The organism is Pantoea cypripedii (genome assembly GCF_011395035.1).
Lineage (GTDB): Bacteria > Pseudomonadota > Gammaproteobacteria > Enterobacterales > Enterobacteriaceae > Pantoea > Pantoea cypripedii_A.
Genome location: NZ_CP024770.1, coordinates 987858 through 1007664, shown reverse-complemented (window position 1 = coordinate 1007664; position 19807 = coordinate 987858). Strand labels below are relative to the sequence as shown.

Below are 19807 nucleotides of genomic sequence, written 5' to 3'. Positions count from 1 at the left end.
CCATGCCACAGAAAAAACCTGCCACTTACCACGTTGTTAAACCCGGTGAACCGCATCCGCAGGGCTGGAAAGTGCCCCCTGTTAACGATCTGCGCTCAGCGATTGAGCTGCTGAAAACCATGCCAGGCCACTATATTGAAACCGATCGCGAAGTGGACCCAAAAGCCGAACTGGCGGGGGTTTACCGTTATATCGGTGCAGGTGGGACGGTGATGCGCCCGACGCGCATCGGTCCGGCCATGACTTTCAACAAGATAAAAGGCTTTCCCGATGCCCGTGTGCTGGTTGGCTTAATGGCGAGCCGTGAAAGGGTGAGCGCATTGCTGGGTGCGCCGGTACGTGAGCTGGGTATCCAGATGGCGGAAGCCCGCAAAAACGTCACGCCGCCGGTAGTGGTAGAGCGGGAAAATGCGCCCTGCCAGGAAGTGGTGTATCGCGCTGGAGACGAAGGTTTTGATCTGCGCAAAATCCTGCCAGCCCCCACTAACACCACTGAGGATGCAGGCCCCTATTTTTGCCTTGGTCTGGTGCTGGGGAGTGACCCTGACGATCGCGACAACGTTGATGTCACCATCCATCGCCTGTGCGTGCAGAGCGCAGATGAACTTTCCATCTTCTTTGCGCCGGGTCGCCATATTGATGCCTTCCGACAGAAGGCCGAAGCCGCAGGTAAACCTCTGGCGGTCTCCATTAATATGGGACTGGATCCGGCGATCTATATTGGTGCCGAATTCGAAGCGCCAACTACGCCATTCGGCTTCAACGAGTTATGCGTTGCGGGCGGCTTACGGGGACGACCCGTTGAGCTGGTGGAGTGTTTAACCGTTAAGCAGCGGGCGATTGCTCGTGCCGAGATTGTGATTGAAGGGGAGATTCTGCCTGACGTGCGTGTGGCGGAAGACCAGAACAGCAAAACCGGCAAAGCGATGCCGGAATTTCCCGGCTATACCGGTGATGCTAATCCATCGCTGCCGGTGATAAAGGTTAAAGCGATTACCACCCGTACCCATCCTATCCTGCAAACGCTGGTGGGGCCGGGTGAGGAACATGTCAGCCTGGCGGGGATCCCCACAGAAGCCAGTATCCATATTGAGTGCCAGGATGCGCTGCCGGGATTGGTGAAAAATGTCTATGCCCACAGCGCCGGTGGCGGCAAGTTTCTGGCAGTGCTGCAGGTGGAGAAGAAGAATGCCGGTGACGATGGCATGACACGCCAGGCGGCGCTGATTGCGTTGGCAGTTTATCGTGAGCTGAAGAATGTCATTCTGGTGGATGAGGATGTCGACATCTTCGATACTGACGATGTGTTATGGGCGTTGCAGACCCGCTACGTTGGCGATCTCGATACCCTGTTTGTCCCTGGTATTGCCGGGCATGTGCTCGACCCGACACAGCAGCCTTTTTATGATCCGCGTGTCACGGCGAAGGGCACCACCACCAAAACCATTTTTGACTGCACGGTGCCGTTCCATCTGAAGGAGCACTTCATTCGTGCCCAGTTCAAACCGGTGGATGCGAGCCTGTGGGCACCTGAATTGTTTGGTAAAAATGAACAATAACCGCTAACCCGATTCATCCAGCGAACGCAGCCACTGTGCCAGTACTTCCGCATGGTTGTGCTGCGTATTTTTCGCTGCATACAACAGGGTGACGGTGCCGTGTTTTCCCCGCCCTGCCAGTTGGCGACCTTCATCCTGATGTGCCGCCAGTTCCTGATGGTAGCTTTCACTGAAAGAGGTGAAATCCAGGGTTTCAGCGTGGAAGGCTTTACGCAGCGCCGTTGAAGGGGCCAGCGTTTTACTCCACTCGTCATAGTGAAGATCGGTCTTTTTAATGCCGCGCGGCCACAGTCTGTCGACCAATACCCGGTAGCCATCGTCAGCGCTGACAGGGTCATAGACGCGTTTACATTGGATCATGGTTATTTTCTCCCGCTTTATATTTTTTCAAGCCCGTCAGATTATTTAACAACGGATTGCGCGATAACACCCAGGAATATCGCACCAGAAAGTAGCGGCGTGATTTATCACGCGGTTTTTTTCGGCACCGTACACAGCACTGCGCGATAAATCGCGCCGCTACGGATCCGTGCGGTTATTGGTCTGGTGGAGGTGGCGGCAATAAAAAATGGCAGCGATAAGCTGCCATTTTTATTATTAAAGGATTGAGAACGGATATTCGACAAATACGCGAACTTCATTACCGCCGACATTATAGTCAGAAGCATCAGACGAGACGCGCAGTGAGGAGAAGCGCAGTTTGACTTTCAGGTCCTTCGCGGCACCATCCGGTACTTTGTACTGCAACTGGTTGAAGAATTCGTGCTCATGACCATTATCGGTCGCTGAGGTTTTGATATTGTCACCACGGACATAGGCAACGTCATAGCTCAGGCCATTGATACCGACGCCGCTCAGGTCGATGGAGTAAGCCACCTGCCATGAACGCTCGTCTTCACCGTTAAAATCAGACCAGTAAGAGTTCGCCAGCCAGATGGTGCTGCCGCCATCGCCTACGCCGCCCTGATTACGATAGCCGCCATAATGGTAACCGGTGCTACCGCTGCTTTGCTGATAAGCAACTTTGAAGGTATGGATATCGAAGGTATAACTGGCTGCCAGGCTCCAGATGGTATTACTGCGACCGGTGTCGAGCTGATTGGCATATTCCTGGCTCAGGCGTGAGTTATAACCGTTGAAATCCAGACCAAATGACTGATTAGCCGCAATCGGTGCTTTATAATTCAGACCCAGGTATTGCTTATTGATCACATCTTCAACATTTGAGGCGTAAAACGCACCGCTCAGCTGATCGGTAAATTGATAACTGGCACCGGCAAAGCTCAGAGACTTCAGGCCGGTATTGTGGCTGTCGTCACTTTTCTGCTGTTCATCGGTGAAATAACCGGCTGAAACGTTTAATCCGGCAACTTCCTGCGAGTTGATCATGAAGCCCGTATAGGTTTCATCCAGCAGGCGTGAATCATCGGCAGTCAGGATCGGCAGAACCGGACGCTGCGTACCGTAGCTGAGCACGGTGTTGGAAAAACGCATTTTCGCCGTGGCACCGAATTTAGCCAAATCTGACTTTGCTTTGCCATCGTTATCCTGAGCAAAGAAATCAATGCCGCCCGCGCCGCTACGGCCACGGCCACCGTCCAGTCGAACCGCATACTGCGCCAGACCATCGACGCCAAATCCAACCGGTCCCTGAGTGAATCCAGAGGAGAAATTGGCGATGATGCCTTGTCCCCACTCGCGGCGAGTGCGAATACCGTCGTCTTTATAATTCCTGTTGATGTACGCATTGCGTAACAACACATCCAGGTGGCTATCGTCGAGGAAACCGTTTGAATCCTGCTGCGCTGCAGCGGCCATTCCCGAGAGACCAATTAATGATGCTACCAGTGAAAGTTTGAAGATCTTTTTCACGTTATGTCTGCCTTAAAAAATCAATATTATTCTGTTAATGCGAAAGACTGCGCGCGGGATATTACCATCGAATGCGTGACCGAATGTGCCTCATTTTTATCGATTTATGCGGTTTTAGCCGAGCTTAATCCTTTCCTGGCGGGACGTAATTATGCGGGGTGCGTCTATAATTTGTGCGTTCGATGGACGGAGTTGTGGCGATATTAATTAAAATCACTCATAACTGATATCAGGCAATAACACTACAAAGCCATTTTACTAATGGCTACAATCATTTTTCATGCATTTGGTAAATTAAATACCAGCACCCATATCCTCTGCATGTCCCACCTGTCATGACTGGCTGGCATTAAACAGCCCGAGTTATTGCCGTGATGGCGCAGTGGATCCCCCCGCTGGCCGAGGCAACGCCCATGCGTGAAAAAGATGTGAACGTAATTCGGGCGGGATTAGGTTCATTTTCCGGGGAACTCTTCGACAGGTACAGTAAAATGCAGGTGAAATTACTCATAAGGATAAAAAATGCCACATGTAGATATTAAATGTTTGCCACGTCACCTGACGGAACAGCAGCTTGAAGCGCTGGCAGAGGATATTACCGCTGCGCTGATAAAAAATCTGGGCACCACAGATGATGCGGTGTCCATTGCATTGAATGAAATTACCTCGGATCAATGGAAGAGTGATGTTTATGACACCATCATCAAACCGCATTTAGCTGAGTTAATTAAAAAACCCGGTTATCAATACTGAGTTTATGCAGGCCGGGATTGTGTTCCGGCCTGCAGTCGGGTCATCAGCCATCTGAGCGAACGTGGTTTTTATTTACTCGCCAGTTTGCTCAGCAGGCGTTTAGCGACATCTTCGGAGCTGGCTGGGTTTTGTCCGGTGACCAGATTGCCATCTTCCACCACAAACGGCATCCAGTCGGCACCTTTCTGGTAATGCGCGCCCTGGGCAATAAATTCATCTTCAATCAGGAACGGTACCACGTCAGTCAGTTCTACCGCAGCTTCCTCGCTGTTAGTAAAACCCGTGACCTGCTTCCCTTTCACTAACGGCTCGCCATTGGCGGCTTTGACATGACGCAGTGCGCCCGGCGCATGGCATACGAAGCCAATCGGTTTACCTGCGCGTTCAAAAGACTCAATCAACTGAATGGATGTGGCCGACTCGGCCAGATCCCACAGCGGACCGTGACCACCAGGATAAAACACGGTGTCGAACGCTGCCTGATCAACGCTGTCCAGCTTGACGGTGGTGGCCAGCGCCTGCTGCGCGGCCGGGTCGGCTTTGAAGCGATCGGTCATTGCGGTCTGAAAATCGGGCAGATCGCTTTTCGGATCCAGTGGTGGCTGTCCACCGGCCGGAGAGGCCAGCACAATCTCTGCGCCTGCATCTTTAAACACGTAATAAGGGGCAGCAAATTCTTCCAGCCAGAATCCGGTTTTCTTACCGGTATTGCCCAGTTCTTCGTGGGACGTCAGTACCATTAAAACTTTCATGATAACTCCTCAGGTTAGGTAGTGAATTACTGATCAAGCATAGAGGCGATGATGGCCGTTTTTTCCTGATAAGGCGCACGCAGCCGCAGGTTGGTGGTGCCCGCCTCGTCCTGAATCACCACCGGTTTGGCGTGGCTGAAGCGACGGAAACCGTGAATGCCGTGGTAAGCACCGATACCTGACGCGCCAACACCACCGAACGGTAAACTGTCGAGAGAAGCATGGGTCATGACATCATTGATGACCAGTGCACCCGATGTTGTTTGTTGTGCCATCTGCTGTTGACGCAGCGGGTCGTTACCAAAAAAGTAAGCAGCCAGCGGGCGCGGATGCGCATTGATGTATGCAATGGCTTCACTGGCGGAGGTCGCATAGGTTTTCACTGGCAGCAAAGGGCCAAAGATCTCTTCCTGCATAATCAGCATCTCGTCGCTGACATCGAGCACCAGATGCGGCGCGATTTTTCTGCTGCGGGCATCAAAATCCGGTTCACCCACAGGCGCCAGGCTGACCACCCGTGCGCCTTTACTTTTCGCATCGTCGAGCACCGCGATCAGGCGCTGATAATGGCGGTCGCTGATAATCGCCGTGTAATCCGGGTTTGTCTGGACAGTCGGAAATGCCTGGCGCATAAAGTCGCTGGCCGCCGTCACGAATGCCGCTTCCGCCTGCTGCGGCAGCAGCAGATAATCCGGGGAAATACAGATCTGTCCGGCGTTAAAGGTTTTAATGGTCATGGTTCTGGCCGCTGCCAGCGCCGGATCGGCATCCACATCCAGCACCACCGGCGATTTACCCCCCAGCTCCAGCGTCACCGGCACCAGGTTCTCTGCGGCGGCACGCATCACGTGTTTACCCACGGCGGTGCTGCCGGTAAAGACCAGGTGATCAAACGGCAAACGGCTGAACGCCTGTCCGACATCGGCATCACCCAGTACCACGGTCAGTTCCTGTGGGTCGAAGTAGCGCGCAACCAGTTCAGCCAGCAGCTCGGAGGTCTTCGGCGTCAGCTCCGAGGGTTTCAGCATCGCGGTGTTACCGGCAGCAAATACGCCCGCCAGCGGACCGAAAGCGAGGTTGATGGGAAAATTCCACGGACTGATGATGCCCACTACGCCAAGTGGCTGCGGTGCAATCCATGCCTGCATGCCCGGAACGGGAACGTCGGCTGCTTCCGGTTCCATCCATTGCGCCAGATTATCGGCGGAATGTTGCAGCATGTTGATGGTAGTGACCAGGTCAGCCGCCATGGTCTGGTACAGGCTGCGATGGCCGAAGTCAGCACTGATCGCGGCGCTGATGGCAGCATGGTTATCACGGATCAGCGCGATGCTGCGCATCAAACGGTCACGACGTAATGCAGCTGAAGCCGGACCTGCCTGCAGATGGGCGTTTTTCATCGTTTCCAGGATGTGCTGGAGCTGCTGATCATGGGGAGCGTTGTTCATCATCTTTTCCTGTCTGAATACGTTTACTTAAGATGCGACAAGCTTAATCGCGCTGGTTTTCCGTGGCTAACAAGGCTATTTTCGTGGGGGTATAAATTAATTTATGGGGTCGTATGTCACTGGTTCGTTTGCGCACTTTTATGGAAGTTTACCGTCAGCGATCAATCTCCGGTGCGGCCAGAGCGCTGAACCTGACGCAACCTGCGGTATCGCAGCATATCAGCGGCCTGGAAGTGGCGATCGGGCGACCGTTATTTGAACGTCAGCCACAAGGGGTGATGCCCACGCCAGCAGCGGAGGATTTGGCAGCGGATATTGGCAACTCCCTCGATACCGCCGAATCGGCACTTGCTTCGGCCAGGGCGCGTTCGATGGATGTCAGTGGCACCCTGCAGATCATCGGACACGCCGATTTTATGGCGGATAAACTGGCCGGGGAGCTGCTGCCGTTGCTGGAGAGCGGGATCCGGGTGCATATGCATACCGGTGATGGCCCGCTGGTGGCGCAAATGGTGATTGAAGGCCACTGCGATTTAGGGATCACCGCGCATCCTGTCACGGACAGTCGTCTTAAAGGAGAAGTCATTTTTACCGATAAGGTGGTGGCGGTAGCCGCACCCGAGGTGGCACAGCGGATCCATACCAGCCACGATTGTGCGGCGGGTCTGCTGCGGGAACCGCTGCTGGCGTACAACCTTGAACTTTCGCTGATCGATCATTGGCTGGATAAAAATCGCATCAAATACCAAACCCTGTTGCCGGCGCTGGTCGGCCAGGATTTACGCGGTCTGCGCAGTCTGTTGCTGCAGGGATTTGGCTGGTCGGTGATGCCGCTTTTTTTGTGCCAGGAGCATATCGACAATGGCGAATTGGTCACCCTGCATGCCCCTGTGGGGGATACCGACATTCGTTATAACCTGGTCTGGCTGCCCAGTGCACTGCGACAGCCAAGGATTGCTCATGCCCGGCAAACCCTGGTCTGGCGGCTGAACCGGGCTGGGCAACAACGCTGGGATAAAAACGCGCAATAAATTGCGTCGCTACAGATCGCCCGCAGATTTGCACTCATCAGAAAGCGTGTTTTTTCTCCAGTACCCGGCAGGTAATAAAAGCGCCAGCGGCGCACAGCAGGGCGGGAACAAAATAGTCATGATCCATGTGGGTAAACTCCATCACCAGCGTCACGGCGGTCAGCGGCATCTGCATTGATGCGGCGAGGAATGCGGCACCGCCCACCAGCGCAAAGCTGCCGTTATCCCCTCCGGGGAAGGCCAGCTGCCAGAGGAAGCACAGCAGCAGGCTCAGCAGTCCCCCGACGGTCAATCCTGGAGTGAGTAACCCACCTTCGGCTCCGCCCCGTAGCACCGCCAGAATGACGACCATTTTCAGCCCGAGCAGTAACGCCGCATCGCGATAATCTAGATTGTCGCTCAGGGCCAGCTGCATCGGTCCTTTACCGTTGCCCGGCAACTGGGGGAAATGAAGGCTGAGAACGGCGAGCAGCGCGAAGGCCAGCAAACAGAAAACTGGCATCTGCCAGTTTGACCGCACACCGGCGCGCGCGGCACCGGTGCTTTTACGAAACAGCCAGGCGGCACAGCCCAACACCGGACCCGCAACAATCGCCCACGCCAGGAAGGAGTGGGACAGGGTGCCAGAGGTAAAGTGATATTGCGATTCGTTGCCCAGCCCCAGCGTTGCCGTCCAGGCCGCGATGGCGGAGGTGATGATGGCGGCCAGCGCTTTCTCCCAGCTGAACGACAGCAGCAGCACTTCAAGGCTGAACAGCGCTCCGGCCAGCGGCACGTTGTACACCGCCGCCAGGCCTGCACCGGCACCACAGGCAATCAGCGTGCGGGTTTCGTCGGGATCCAATCCTACCCGGCGAGCCATAAATCCCCCCGCCAGCGCCCCCATTTCCCGTGGTGCGACTTCACGCCCCAGCGGAGATCCCAGTGCGACGGTGATGATTTGCAGCAAAGCGTGCAGGGTGGTGGTCCCCATCGGCATCCTGGCACCAGATGGCGCAACAGCCGCAGCGACCGAAACCCGTTTACGCCCATAGCGCCCGAGCAGCCACCAGCCACACCCGGCGACGAGGCCACCGGTCACAATCGCCGCAATACGGCGCAGATGTTCTGAATCCGTCACCCCTTGCAGAAAAGATTCCGGGCTGATGACCCGGTCCATGCTGTAGCCAAAAGCGAGATGCTGAATGCTGTGTAAAATCATGGCGAGTAGCATTCCTGCCAGCCCGGCAAGCAATCCCGTTATTACCACGGCTGCCAGACGAGGCAGGTATTTTTTATCGCCAGAAGGGGTAGTCATTACCAGGCGTCCTGTAAAAAGTGAAGCCTCAAAGATAACAGAGGCTTAATCAATAGAAAGTGTATCGGAGGGATTTATGTTGGAGCTGGAAGGGGGAGGATTGAAAAATCTCCGTGTCCCGTTCAGGCAGCAGGACGCGTTCTTATAGCTAGCGAATAGGCTATTTTTGCACAGAATCTATAAATTCCTGACAGGAAACGAAAGCTGAAAAAAATGATTCAAATACATTTTACCTAATTAAATTAAAGGTAAAATGAAATGAATCCAACAGTCAACAGTAATCAAACATATAGTTTTTCAGACAGTACAGCTTCAACTTCCTTCAATCAGGGATACTCATCGCCTTCAACATCCTCAGGCGGTGAGCCATTGAATCTGTTAAGACAACCGATACCTGATCACTTGGGTGATTATGAACGTGAATTAGTTACTAACCAGAGATCTAATGCACTTGGTCAGTTAATCAGAGATTTTGATCCCGAGTCACCTATTGATTTTTCTGGTATCGACTTAAGCGATATTGATATTAGCGCGGCAGTGAGTTCAGGCTTGCAACAGCAATGGACAGATGTTGAGATTGAAAGATACTTAAATGGATCTGATGATGTCAGCCTTGCTTCCGTTGTAACTAACAATGGACAGTTAACACCTAACCAACAAACGCAAATAATTAATGGGTTGGTTGATTCAATTAGAGATAGTGGCATAGATTTATCTATGATACCGGATTCATTGATAAATTCATTGCTCGATCCGATTTATGCAAGTAATTCAAATATTACCCGCTTCGTTCGTGATTGCAAGAATCAAAGAGAGAGCCAACGGAGCGAAAATGAAAATAGAAATAACTTGCCTGGTTCATCCAACGACTCATTATTATCTGACGATTATAGAATGCCAAATATTAATGGCTATGGAAATGTTAGGTCCTTAGATGAAAACCACAATGAATATCTGGCCGAAACAACAAATACTATAATAAGAAGTCGTTTCAAAAGAGATGCATTGAAAAGTTATAATAAAATGAAACCACAGGTGCCGGAAAGTGTTAATCGTCAACGTCAAGCACACCCCGAGGCACATGCCTTGCAGGATAAGGTATATTCAAGTGATACTCCTTTTGACCTCACACCGTTTATGAAATTAGGGATGGGTAATTGTGATGAAATGTCTGGCATTGCTGAGCAGATAATTAATAAATGCGGGGGGGTACGCAAGAAGGTATAAAATTGCTGATAATCGATTGCATGCATTTACTCTGGTCGGACAACCACCAGTTGGAGCCAAAGATTCCGTTCATTTTTCGGATTATGGCAAGTGCTGGGTTGTAGACCCATGGGCAAATATTGCATGTAAAGCAAGTGATTACACATCCAAATTCAGAGAGAAAATGGTTGAGTGGGAAAGTGATGGGAAACTTATAATGTGTAATATGAGGTGGATAAGTCCAGTTTCTCCTGAGTGGGTTGATGCAGTAGTTGAGGGGAATAAAATACAGATATTTCCTGAATACATTTATGATAAAGAACAAAAAGAGGAACCGACAAATAAACCTACTAAGGAATTATCTCCACCAGTAAGAGATGCACTCGATTCTCTTGACCCGCTGAAGATATGCAGAAGGCACTGAAGAAGGCCAAAGAGTTTGGCCCAGATACCTTCCTCAACTGGCTGGGTGAAGCGGATGTAGCGAAACGTCTGGCTGAGGGTATTCTCAGTGGTCAGTCGGTAACAAGTTGTGGATTACTACTTGAAGACCTCGCAAATGACCTGCTTGATTTATTAAAAGATGGCTCTGTTTCTGCCAAAAATATCTGTTCTGCTTTGTTCCCAGCAAAAGCTAAAGAATTTATTATGGCCGTCATTCCTCAACTTATGTTGAAACCTGCTGGGGTAAGGTTGACCCGCTTAATGGAACAACTCGCTCAGAAAGATGAGGGCACTCGATCTGATTTAATTGATTCCATGTCTAAAAGTTCCTGCGTTCCCAGTATAGAACGAGCGAACTCAGAGAAAAGCAACTTTTATGAAAGGGTCGATAGCGTGTATGAACGTTCTGTTTTCCCCAAACTCACTGCTGCGCGAAAAGGTAAGTTACGAGATCACTTGCCACTCGCATTTTATAAACAATCCAGTGATACTTTAGAAACTGGTAATTTAATGGCTGTTAAGCATAGGAAAATTGCATCATTTAATAAGATAAGGAATGAAGCTGAAAAGATTGCTCAGAAATTAGGTGGGGACGAGTTTGGTCATCGGGAGATTACACCCGAAATGCTGCGAGAAACTCAATTGGAAGATAATGAAAGATATGAAAAGCAAAAGAATGCAATTGTGGCTTTTCGACGGAATTACGTGAAGAGTAAAGTTTCTGCTGATAGAATTGCCACAGCAAAACAACACAGACCTGAGCCATTATATGTGAGGAATTTAAATAGATTAGCCGCAGATATGCTTGCTGTAGCAAATGAAAGTAATGCGGTTAAAGCAGCAGAATGGGAATCACGACAAGTCCGTATTGAACCAATACCTGGATCATCAGATGTTGCTACTGATAGTCTTTTTGTTCGCACTTTGGCTGATGCAGCTATCAAAGGGGCGAGTAGTGATGCTGCCAGTATGGCCCGCTCCGCTGGTCATAACATTTCTTCAATGATAGGTGAGGGTAAACTTCGGCGAGATATTTCTGATAATATATCCCGTCCTGCCTTGGTTAAAGACTTACATAAACTCTGGGATAAAACTATTAAATTATTGGAGAGCGGTGTAGAAGAAGAATATGAGGACCTTTTATTTTCTGTGTTGGAGCAATGTGAGAAAGGTATTTATGCAGATGCTCTTGAAGATTATCTGGCTGCCTTTAAGGCGATAAATACTATCGGTTCCGGTATCGTTAATGAATTAGAAGAAAGTGGCTGGGGTGGATTGGCTACAAATCCTGAGCCTATACTTGCACCCGTGGAAGAAGAATCGGACAGGCAGGAGCTGGAAAGACAGATATCAGCAGAATCTTCATCGACTGCCTCACCGCCTTCTAAAAAGAATAAGAAAACCAGGCAAGCCCTTCTTGCTGACTGATATAGTTTGATTAAATGATTCAGGAGTGACTCTGAATCATTTAACAGCACTTTTTTCTAAGATGTGCAAATTGATGTTCTCTTTTACCGCTATGTTTTCCATGATTAGCTCCTCCAGTTCGGCTGGATTACAGCGTTGGTGTCTGACGAACGGAAGGCTCTTAAATTTTTTTTAAATAAAAATCGGGTTTACCAGAAAGTTAGATATGAAATTGACGCGTCCCTGCGCCAATGAGCGATAGGCAGGATGATATTATTTTTTTGCTTCGGGAGGCTCAGGGATACTGGTTTTGCCCAGTTTTATTTTAAATCGATCACCTTCTTTTTTGATCTTTGCCCCACGTTCGCACCAGTAATCGGAGAGAGCAAAGAAGTCATCACTGCTGATATCGAAATCGATAACAACTTCTTTGGATTCACCGTTGTGCAGCTTATCGTTCACCTCACGAATTGATGTGGCTTTTACGCTTTTCATCTCGTTCCCCGGGTTAATGTCATCAGATTGCAGCCATGCTTTTGTAGCACAGTTTTGGGGCACTATTGGAAAATTCGGAGAGAACCAGGCTACTTTCTGGTGCGTCACTCTGTCAGGTGACTGTTATTTCTGGAAAAGTATCCTGCCCGGCAGGTGACCGGGCAGCAGGTTTTCTGAGCAGTTTCAGAGGTTTTTTTTACTTTTTGTATTGTTCATCGGTGACTTTTTCCATCCAGTCAACCGGGCTGCCGTTGACAGATTCGGCGATGGCGATATGTGTCATGGCATTGTCAGGGGTAGCACCGTGCCAGTGTTTCACACCTTCCGGGATAAAAATGATATCACCCTGATTCATCACCACGGTCTCTTCACCTTCACACTGAATCCAGCCCTGGCCGTGAGTGATGATCAGCGTCTGGCCGAGCGGATGGGTGTGCCAGGCGGTACGGGCACCGGGTTCAAAGGTCACGGTTGCGCCGCCCACACGTGCTGACCCGGTGCCACTGAATGGCGCATCAAGACGCACCGTGCCGGTGAAATACTCTTCCGGGCCTTTGCGTGAGGGTACGGAGCCATTAGGGATAATTTTTAACATGCTTAATTCCTTGGTTATGCGTCTCTGGATGACAACTAAACCATAGCAAAGCTGCGGACCGGGCATTAGATGCCATAAGTGGGATGTACCTATGAGCATTTTTCATAAGTTTATGATGCTACTGGTGTGATGCGATCGAGGAGAGGTGGTTATGACGCTTCAGCCCCCAGCTGATAACGCAACCGGTGATGGCAACCGCACCTAAAACCGCGCCCATCGGCCAGGGTGAGCCATCTTTCCACCATCCCAGTACGGCGGAGCTAAAGATGCCGGAGCCATAATGCATAGCACCAATTAACGATGAGATGCCACCGGCATTGGTGGTGGCTTCGGCTAAGGCACCGGCCACCGAATTGGCCACAATCAGTCCGTTCATTGCAGCATAAACCAGGAATGGCAGGATCAGGCCGCTAATGCCGCCCCAGCCTGAATGACTATCCACTGCGAACATCACCCCGGCCAATGCCGCAATGGTGCTACCGAGATGAAACAGACGATCGCTGCCGATGCGTTTTACCGTGCGGCTGTTAAGGAAGTTGGCACCCATCACGCCAATAATATTGACGCTAAACAGCAGGCCATATACCTGTGGCGAGACATGGTAATAATCGATATAGGCAGAAGGCGTACCCGCGATAAAGGCGTAAAACCCCGCGTAGTAACAGGCTCCTGCCAGGCCATAACCCATCACCCGTTTATCCCTGAGTATGTTGCCGTAATCCTTCATGGCCCAGGAGAGCGGGGTGGTAGCGCGTGACTCCGGCTGAAGCGTCTCCGGCAGAAAAGCCAGCCCGATGATGGCAACCACGCCCAGCAGCACCATAAACCAGAAAATCATATGCCAGTTACTCCAGGCCATGATTTGTCCGCCAAGAATCGGGCCGGATAATGGCGCAACCGCCATAAACAGAATCAGCGTCGACAGCATTTGTGCGGCACGTTCGCGGCTATACAGGTCGCGTACCATGGCCCGTGCCAGTACGGGTCCGGCACAGGCACCGACGGCCTGAATCACTCGCCAGCTGACCATTTGCGGGATTGAGGTAGACAAGGCGCAGCCAATCGAGCCGATCAAAAACAATACCAGTCCCAGTCCTACCGGGATGCGTCGACCATAACGGTCGCCAGCAGGCCCCCAGATTAATTGCCCAAGGCTAAAGCCAATCAGAAACCCGGAAAGGGTGAGTTCAATCCCGCCACTGGCGGCGTGTAAGTCTTTGCCCATTAGTGGCATCGCAGGCAGGTAGAGGTCGGTTGATACTGAGGCAAATGACATCAGTGCGCTCAGGATAATCAACAAACGTAAATCACGCCGTTGTGTTACAGCGTCCATCACAGGAGTCGTCATAGTCGGTTTCTTGCTGAGAGAAGTTATCAAGGCAGGTGCGGAGAACAATTGTAAATTAACAGAATTCTCGCCGATGATTAGCCAGCTAGCGGGGATTGACCTTATGAGGCAGATTCATAAAAGATGCCGAACGACGGGATAATCGTCATGACAGTTTATTAGCGGGCAAACCCCGCCAGACGTAATGAGAAAAACTCATCAGTACCGCTCTAAAAGGTTAAGCATTGAAGTGAAAACTGGCTTAGAACATGGCTTCCGTCACGTTGCGTCAGTTATTTACTGGTCAATTTGTGAGTGAGTCACATATATTTCAATTTATGTATGCTTTTCAGGGCTGTGGCCTGATAAAAGATGACAAAGAGGCGTAACCGATGCTCAGGGAAAATTTTAACGACCTCATCTATCTGGTGATGGTGGCGCGCGAGAAGAGTTTTACCCGCGCTGCTGCCAAACTGGGGGTCTCGCAATCGGCACTGAGCCACTCCATCCGCGGGCTTGAAGAACGACTTAATACCCGATTATTAACCCGCACCACCCGTAGTGTGGCTCCCACTGAAGCAGGCGAGCGGTTAATTCAGAACGTGGGGCCGATGATTATCGATATCGAAAAAGCCTTGCTGCAATTGACCGATGAGCAGGGCAAGCCCTCCGGCAATATCCGTATTACCGCCGGGGAGCACGCGCTGGCATCAACCCTCTGGCCGTTATTGAAACCTTTTTTACAGGCCTACCCGGAAGTGAATGTTGAATTATCGGTTGATAACACCCTGACGGATATTGTCAGCGGCCGCTTTGATGCCGGGGTGAGGTTGGGCGAACAGGTTGAGAAAGATATGGTGGCCGTGCGTATCGGCCCGGACTGGCGCATGGTAGTGGTCGCTGCCCCCGAATATTTTGCGCAGAAAGGGATGCCTGAAACTCCCTATGAACTCCAGAACCATAATTGCATCAATATGCGGTTGCCCACACTCGGGGGGATTTATAACTGGGAATTTAACAAGGATGGCAAAGAAATTCGGGTTAAAGTTGAAGGGCAGCTGATTTTTAATAACCTCGCCTCGCGCGTGGATGCCGCGTTAACCGGGATGGGCGTCGCCTATGTTCCTGAAGACTGCGTCAGACAATATATTGATGAAGGGAAATTGCAGGTGGCGCTGGATGACTGGTGTGCACCTTTTGCCGGTTATTATCTTTACTACCCCAGCCGTAAACAGCACACGGCGGCTTTTTCGAAATTGATTGAGGCGGTGCGTTATAAATCTTAATTGGCAGCGGCTTCCAATAACCGCACGGAGCCGGTAAACCCCGCGTGATAAATCACGCCGCTACGATCAGCGGGGGGATTCGTAGCGGCGCGATTTATCGCGCAATGGCCATCACTCGGCAGCGAGCGCTGCTGCATCCACGGTATAAACATTGACGGCGAACGATTTCACTTCATCTTTAAAGTTGTTAGTGGTCACCGCGATGTAGGCATTCTTCGTGGTTTTGAATTGCTTCAGCACGATCTGGACATTCCCGGTGCAGACAAAAGAGGTGGCGAGATTGCCTGCTGGCTCAGAAAAGTCTTTCAAAAATGAGCAATCCTCTGCGTGTCCGTTGGCTTTGAAAGTGGCATCGTCACCTTGCCAGGTAAATGTCGCGTTGACTCCATCATCAATGGATTTTGCGATCAGGCGCTGGGTTGGCGCGGAGGCAGACGAGCTGGCCGTTCTGACGCGATACATTTTTTTCGCCTTCATGTCCTTCACGGTATCGCAAGCACCCGCAACCTCGCGGTCACAGGCCGTGCTGTAGAGTTCGGTGGCTTTGTAATAGTCCTTTTTTACCCCCAGCCCATTGAGATACAAATAACCCAACCCGGCTCTGGCTTCTGCTGAGTCTTTCGCTACCGCCTGTTCCAGATAAAAGCGCGCTTTGACGTAATCTCGCTTCACGCCTTCACCATCGGTAAGCATAACGCCGAGGTTATTCATTGCGGATGTGTTGCCGTTATCTGCGGCTTTTTTATACCAGGAGACGGCGAGTGCATCGTTACGTTTCACCCCGGTACCATCGTCATAGGCGGTGGCGAGCAAATATTGTCCCTGAGAGTTACCCTGCGCGGCGGATTTTTCATAATACTGAAACGCTTTCCGGGTGTTTTTTGCCACCCCGTCACCGGTAGCATATTTCCAGCCGATTATGGCCTGCGACTCGCTATTGCCGGCATCGGCAGCCAGTTGATAATACTTCATCGCCAGGGCGGGGTCCGCTTTGCCATTCAATCCTTTCGAATAGATAACCGCCAGATTATTGTAGGCATCGCCATGCTGCGCCGGACCGGCTTTTTTATACAGTTCGACAGCTTTATTAAGATCTTTCGTCACACCCTGTCCATAGGTGTACATCAGGGCGAGAGCATGACAGGCTTCCTGGCTATCCTGAGCCACCGCTTTTTCCAGCCACTGCTGTGCTTTGCCGTAATCCTGCGTGACACCGTCACCGTTCAGGTAATCGATGCCAAGGGTGGTTTGTGCAGCCGCATCACCATTAGTGGCTTTAGTTTGCAGATCAGCCAGACTTTCCCCGGCATAGGAAGCACTGCAACAACATAATGTCACCAGCAGAGCGATAGCTTTAGGGGTAAATAGTTTCATCTCATTATTATCCAGAACGGTAATGGCTCAGAAGGGGGCGTTAAAAGCGTGCACACAATCATGACGCGTCTTTCGTCCGCAGTAATTCTTCCAGCGTGGCGGATTGCGTCACCAGGGCATAATATTCACTTTTAAACAAATTGATCTTGCTATGATTGCCGCCACTGCTTTTAAACGCAGCGCTTAAATCTTTAAATCTGCCGATAGCGTTATAATAGCGCACCAGCCTGTCAACATATTCAGGGGGGAGGTTTTGTAGCTTAGGCAGTGTGGCTTTATAAATATCATCGTGCAAATAGCCCGCGACAACGTCGAGCCGCTCTATCGCCTCGCTATCGTTGTCGGGTAAAGGAACGCAGACTTCCAGCCCCTCGACGAGGGATTGCTCATAGCCCCCGGTTTCCACCGCCTGCAGGTTATATTCCACCTCGGAGTGCAGCATGATTTTTATCTTTTGCACTTCCTCGATGGCATTTTGTTCTTTATCCACTGAAGCGGAGTGATTGCCCCAGAGAAATATGCCTAAAGCGACGATAACCGAAAAAGCTTCCCAGTTTATTTTTCGCAATAACCCCACGAGAAATATTCTGATCGCAGTGAAATTAGGTAGGGTCATCCTGACTTACCCGATTTAATTAAGATAGGCGACTAATGTTGCCAGCATCATCATCATTATTCAAGCGAACCCATTAACATGCTTAAAGAATCACGCTGCCATAATGCTGAGGATTCAGCATGACATGGGCAATGGTCTGTAAATTCTCCGCACAGGTTTCCCGTGACCAGGAGCCACCCAGACAAATACGCAGCGCATCCGGTGGATTATTATCGGTGCAGAATGCCGCGCTTGAAACGGCACTGACGCCAAGTTCGCGCAGTTTTACCGCCATCTCGGCAGGATTCCAGTTGAAATGACGCGGCAGCTGCAACCACAGATGGAATCCCTGCGGCGTGGCCCGATAACTGAAATCGTGCAGAATTTCACTGGCCATTTTCTGGCGAATCACCGATTCGGCACGCACGGAAAGCAACACCCGATCGGCGGTACCATCGCTGATCCACTGGGTCGCCAGCGCGTTGGTAATCGGGCTGGCCATCACGTTCAGGGCGCGTAGCGCACCCGCCAGCAGCTGGGTATTGCGCTTACCCGGACCTTTGATAAATGCGGTACGCAGCCCCGGCCCAAAACATTTGGACATGCCGGTGACGTACCAGGTCAGCTCGGGAATTAACTCACTGAACGAAGCGATATGTTGTGTTGCCAGCGCAGCATAGGCCTCATCTTCGATCACCGGTACGCTGTAACGTGACGCCACATCGGCCAGCGCTTCCCGGCGGCGCAGTGGCAAGGTCAGGGTGGTGGGATTCTGGATGGTAGGATTGATATACAACGCGCTGATGTTGCCGGTCTGGCATTGATGTTCAAAGGCGCGCGGCAGCGGTCCATCCTCATCGCAGGGCAGGGATTGCAGCGTGATATTCAACTGACTGGCAATGGCTTTCAGGCCCGGATAGATCAAATCACTGACGCACACGCTGCCACCCTTGCGGCACAGCAGAGTCAGCAATCCCACCAGCGCACTGTGGATCCCCGGAGCGACCAGGATCTCCTCCAGACTGACGGCGGGCAACTGCTTCTCCAGCCAGACTTTTGCCATCGCTTTATCGTCGGCCTGTCCGCCAAAATCCTGGTAACGCAGAAGGCTGAGAATATTTTTCTGCGCGAACAGGTTAATCGCCCCTTCACTGATGGCCTGTGCCAGCTCCTCACCGGGTTCAATCGGTGAATTCATCGTCATCTCATAGCTGCTACCCCCGCTGAGTGGGACAGCAGGCACCTTGCCGCGAATATAACTGCCAAGACCCGGTCGCGAGTCAATCAAACCGCGCCGTTTGGCTTCCGCATAGCCGCGCGTCACGGTGGTGTAATTGAGCGCCAGCAGCAGCGCCAGTTCACGTAACGGCGGCAGGCGATCGCGTGGCTGAAACTCCCCGCTGTTGATGCCGTCTGCGATGATATCGGCAATCAACAGATAAGCCGGGCGTTGGGTGTTCTGGTTCTGATAACTGTTCCAGCGACTGCCAAGTTTATTAAGCATGCATACCATTCCAGCAAAACGGCGAAGTTAGCATCACTATTGCCTGGCTGGCGTTAATCTGCAATCACCTTATCCATTGATTGCATCATTGATTGCATGATGATTTTAGTTGTGTGCATTTTTGGTGCAAATTGGCATCAATTCAGTGCATCTCAACGTGATTTCGCGCGATCTGGCGCGGCATGTTATGAGAGTGTTTACGCGATGAAAATTTTTTTGCGCATAATTTGAGCGTTTGATGGACCATTGATTGCATACCCCTGAATCCCCGCTGGCACGTACCTTGCTCCAGTCTCTGTGCATCACCTGCGATGTACCATGACGGGGAGCGAGGCTCCCCCCTGATAAAACCGGGAGAAACGTGCTATGCCAAAAGTTACTTTGCCAGCTCATAAGACGGGTGATTTCTTTGTCGATTACGAAGAGAAAGTGTTTGAGGATGTGAAGGCGGAACCGGGCCAGAAGGCACTGGTGACCTTCCACACCGTCGCCTTTGAAGGTTCGATCGGTTTCGTCAACATGTTGCAGGCCACCCGTTTGCAACGTAAAGGATTCGAAACCTCCATCCTGCTGTATGGGCCAGGGGTGCTGCTTGGCGTGCAGCGCGGTTTCCCCACCATCGGGGCCGAAGCGTTTCCCGGTCACCAGAACTATGGCAACCAGCTGACCAAATTTATGTCTGAAGGCGGCAAAGTCTACGCCTGCCGTTTTGCCCTGCAGGCTTTGTATGGTCATGGCGAACCTTCACTGCTGGAAGGGGTACGCCCGATCAACCCGCTGGATGTGCTGGATCTGAAGCTGCTCCACGTGCGTGACAACGCGGTGATCATCGATACCTGGACGATGTAAGCGGAGGCGCGTT

General features: G+C 51.3%; 19 protein-coding genes. 8 read left to right on the top strand and 11 right to left on the bottom strand.

The features are described 5' to 3' along the window. Positions 1-119 precede the first annotated feature (119 nt). Complete coding sequence (locus CUN67_RS28075; RefSeq protein ID WP_254711511.1) at positions 120-1559, top strand: UbiD family decarboxylase; 1440 nt, start codon at positions 120-122, stop codon at positions 1557-1559. Between the two features lie 3 nt (positions 1560-1562). On the opposite strand, the gene CUN67_RS28070 is transcribed toward CUN67_RS28075, so the two are convergent. Together CUN67_RS28070 and CUN67_RS28065 are read right to left on the bottom strand one after the other, a co-directional pair. Next, on the bottom strand, positions 1563-1919 hold the full coding sequence (locus tag CUN67_RS28070) for a DUF488 domain-containing protein (RefSeq protein ID WP_208718727.1): 357 nt from the start codon (positions 1917-1919) through the stop codon (positions 1563-1565). Between the two features lie 237 nt (positions 1920-2156). After that, positions 2157-3431, bottom strand: coding sequence for an OprD family outer membrane porin (locus CUN67_RS28065; RefSeq protein WP_208718726.1), 1275 nt, complete (start codon positions 3429-3431; stop codon positions 2157-2159). 522 nt (positions 3432-3953) lie between these two features. Here CUN67_RS28065 and pptA point away from each other — a divergent pair. Beyond that, a complete protein-coding gene (pptA, locus tag CUN67_RS28060; protein WP_208718725.1) occupies positions 3954-4184 on the top strand; it encodes a tautomerase PptA in 231 nt (76 codons plus the stop codon). Between the two features lie 68 nt (positions 4185-4252). Here the strand turns inward: pptA and CUN67_RS28055 are convergent, their stop codons facing one another. After that, entirely contained in the window at positions 4253-4936 is a 684-nt protein-coding gene (locus tag CUN67_RS28055) for a type 1 glutamine amidotransferase domain-containing protein (RefSeq protein WP_208718724.1), read from the bottom strand. Between the two features lie 26 nt (positions 4937-4962). Beyond that, on the bottom strand, positions 4963-6384 hold the full coding sequence (locus CUN67_RS28050; protein ID WP_208719569.1) for a coniferyl aldehyde dehydrogenase: 1422 nt from the start codon (positions 6382-6384) through the stop codon (positions 4963-4965). 113 nt (positions 6385-6497) lie between these two features. On the opposite strand from CUN67_RS28050, the gene CUN67_RS28045 reads away from it, so the two are divergent. Further along, on the top strand, positions 6498-7415 hold the full coding sequence (locus CUN67_RS28045; protein WP_208718723.1) for a LysR family transcriptional regulator: 918 nt from the start codon (positions 6498-6500) through the stop codon (positions 7413-7415). A 37-nt stretch (positions 7416-7452) separates the two neighbouring features. On the opposite strand, the gene CUN67_RS28040 is transcribed toward CUN67_RS28045, so the two are convergent. Next, positions 7453-8712 (bottom strand): chloride channel protein, encoded by a 1260-nt coding sequence (locus CUN67_RS28040; protein ID WP_208718722.1) that lies wholly within the window; start codon positions 8710-8712, stop codon positions 7453-7455. A gap of 258 nt (positions 8713-8970) precedes the next feature. Between CUN67_RS28040 and CUN67_RS28035 the strand changes: the two genes are divergently transcribed. Genes CUN67_RS28035 through CUN67_RS28025 form a run of 3 tightly spaced genes read left to right on the top strand, consistent with a single transcriptional unit; the run spans position 8971 to position 11790 of the window. Beyond that, a complete protein-coding gene (locus tag CUN67_RS28035; protein ID WP_208718721.1) occupies positions 8971-9939 on the top strand; it encodes a hypothetical protein in 969 nt (322 codons plus the stop codon). 16 nt (positions 9940-9955) lie between these two features. Beyond that, the gene (locus CUN67_RS28030; RefSeq protein ID WP_208718720.1) at positions 9956-10342 is read left to right on the top strand and encodes a hypothetical protein; all 387 of its coding nucleotides are present in this window, start codon (positions 9956-9958) and stop codon (positions 10340-10342) included. Then, entirely contained in the window at positions 10327-11790 is a 1464-nt protein-coding gene (locus CUN67_RS28025) for a hypothetical protein (RefSeq protein ID WP_208718719.1), read from the top strand. Before CUN67_RS28030 ends, CUN67_RS28025 begins: the two co-directional genes overlap by 16 nt. 252 nt (positions 11791-12042) lie before the next feature. Here CUN67_RS28025 and CUN67_RS28020 read toward each other — a convergent pair whose 3' ends face one another. The 3 genes from CUN67_RS28020 to CUN67_RS28010 all read right to left on the bottom strand — a co-directional run bounded on the left by CUN67_RS28020 (position 12043) and on the right by CUN67_RS28010 (position 14207). Next, on the bottom strand, positions 12043-12264 hold the full coding sequence (locus CUN67_RS28020; RefSeq protein ID WP_208718718.1) for a hypothetical protein: 222 nt from the start codon (positions 12262-12264) through the stop codon (positions 12043-12045). Between the two features lie 196 nt (positions 12265-12460). Then, positions 12461-12859, bottom strand: coding sequence for a (R)-mandelonitrile lyase (locus CUN67_RS28015; protein ID WP_208718717.1), 399 nt, complete (start codon positions 12857-12859; stop codon positions 12461-12463). A 118-nt stretch (positions 12860-12977) separates the two neighbouring features. Further along, the gene (locus tag CUN67_RS28010) at positions 12978-14207 is read right to left on the bottom strand and encodes a multidrug effflux MFS transporter (protein ID WP_208718716.1); all 1230 of its coding nucleotides are present in this window, start codon (positions 14205-14207) and stop codon (positions 12978-12980) included. A 371-nt stretch (positions 14208-14578) separates the two neighbouring features. On the opposite strand from CUN67_RS28010, the gene CUN67_RS28005 reads away from it, so the two are divergent. Then, on the top strand, positions 14579-15472 hold the full coding sequence (locus CUN67_RS28005) for a LysR family transcriptional regulator (protein WP_208718715.1): 894 nt from the start codon (positions 14579-14581) through the stop codon (positions 15470-15472). 111 nt (positions 15473-15583) lie between these two features. Here the strand turns inward: CUN67_RS28005 and CUN67_RS28000 are convergent, their stop codons facing one another. From CUN67_RS28000 to CUN67_RS27990, 3 genes are all read right to left on the bottom strand, one after another. After that, complete coding sequence (locus CUN67_RS28000; RefSeq protein WP_208718714.1) at positions 15584-16846, bottom strand: SEL1-like repeat protein; 1263 nt, start codon at positions 16844-16846, stop codon at positions 15584-15586. A gap of 58 nt (positions 16847-16904) precedes the next feature. After that, complete coding sequence (locus CUN67_RS27995; protein WP_208718713.1) at positions 16905-17462, bottom strand: hypothetical protein; 558 nt, start codon at positions 17460-17462, stop codon at positions 16905-16907. A gap of 82 nt (positions 17463-17544) precedes the next feature. Beyond that, a complete protein-coding gene (locus CUN67_RS27990; protein ID WP_208718712.1) occupies positions 17545-18945 on the bottom strand; it encodes a PLP-dependent aminotransferase family protein in 1401 nt (466 codons plus the stop codon). Positions 18946-19311: 366 nt separating this feature from the next. Between CUN67_RS27990 and CUN67_RS27985 the strand changes: the two genes are divergently transcribed. After that, positions 19312-19794: an MSMEG_0572/Sll0783 family nitrogen starvation response protein gene (locus CUN67_RS27985; RefSeq protein ID WP_208718711.1), complete on the top strand. Its 483-nt coding sequence runs from the start codon at positions 19312-19314 to the stop codon at positions 19792-19794. Positions 19795-19807 lie beyond the last annotated feature (13 nt).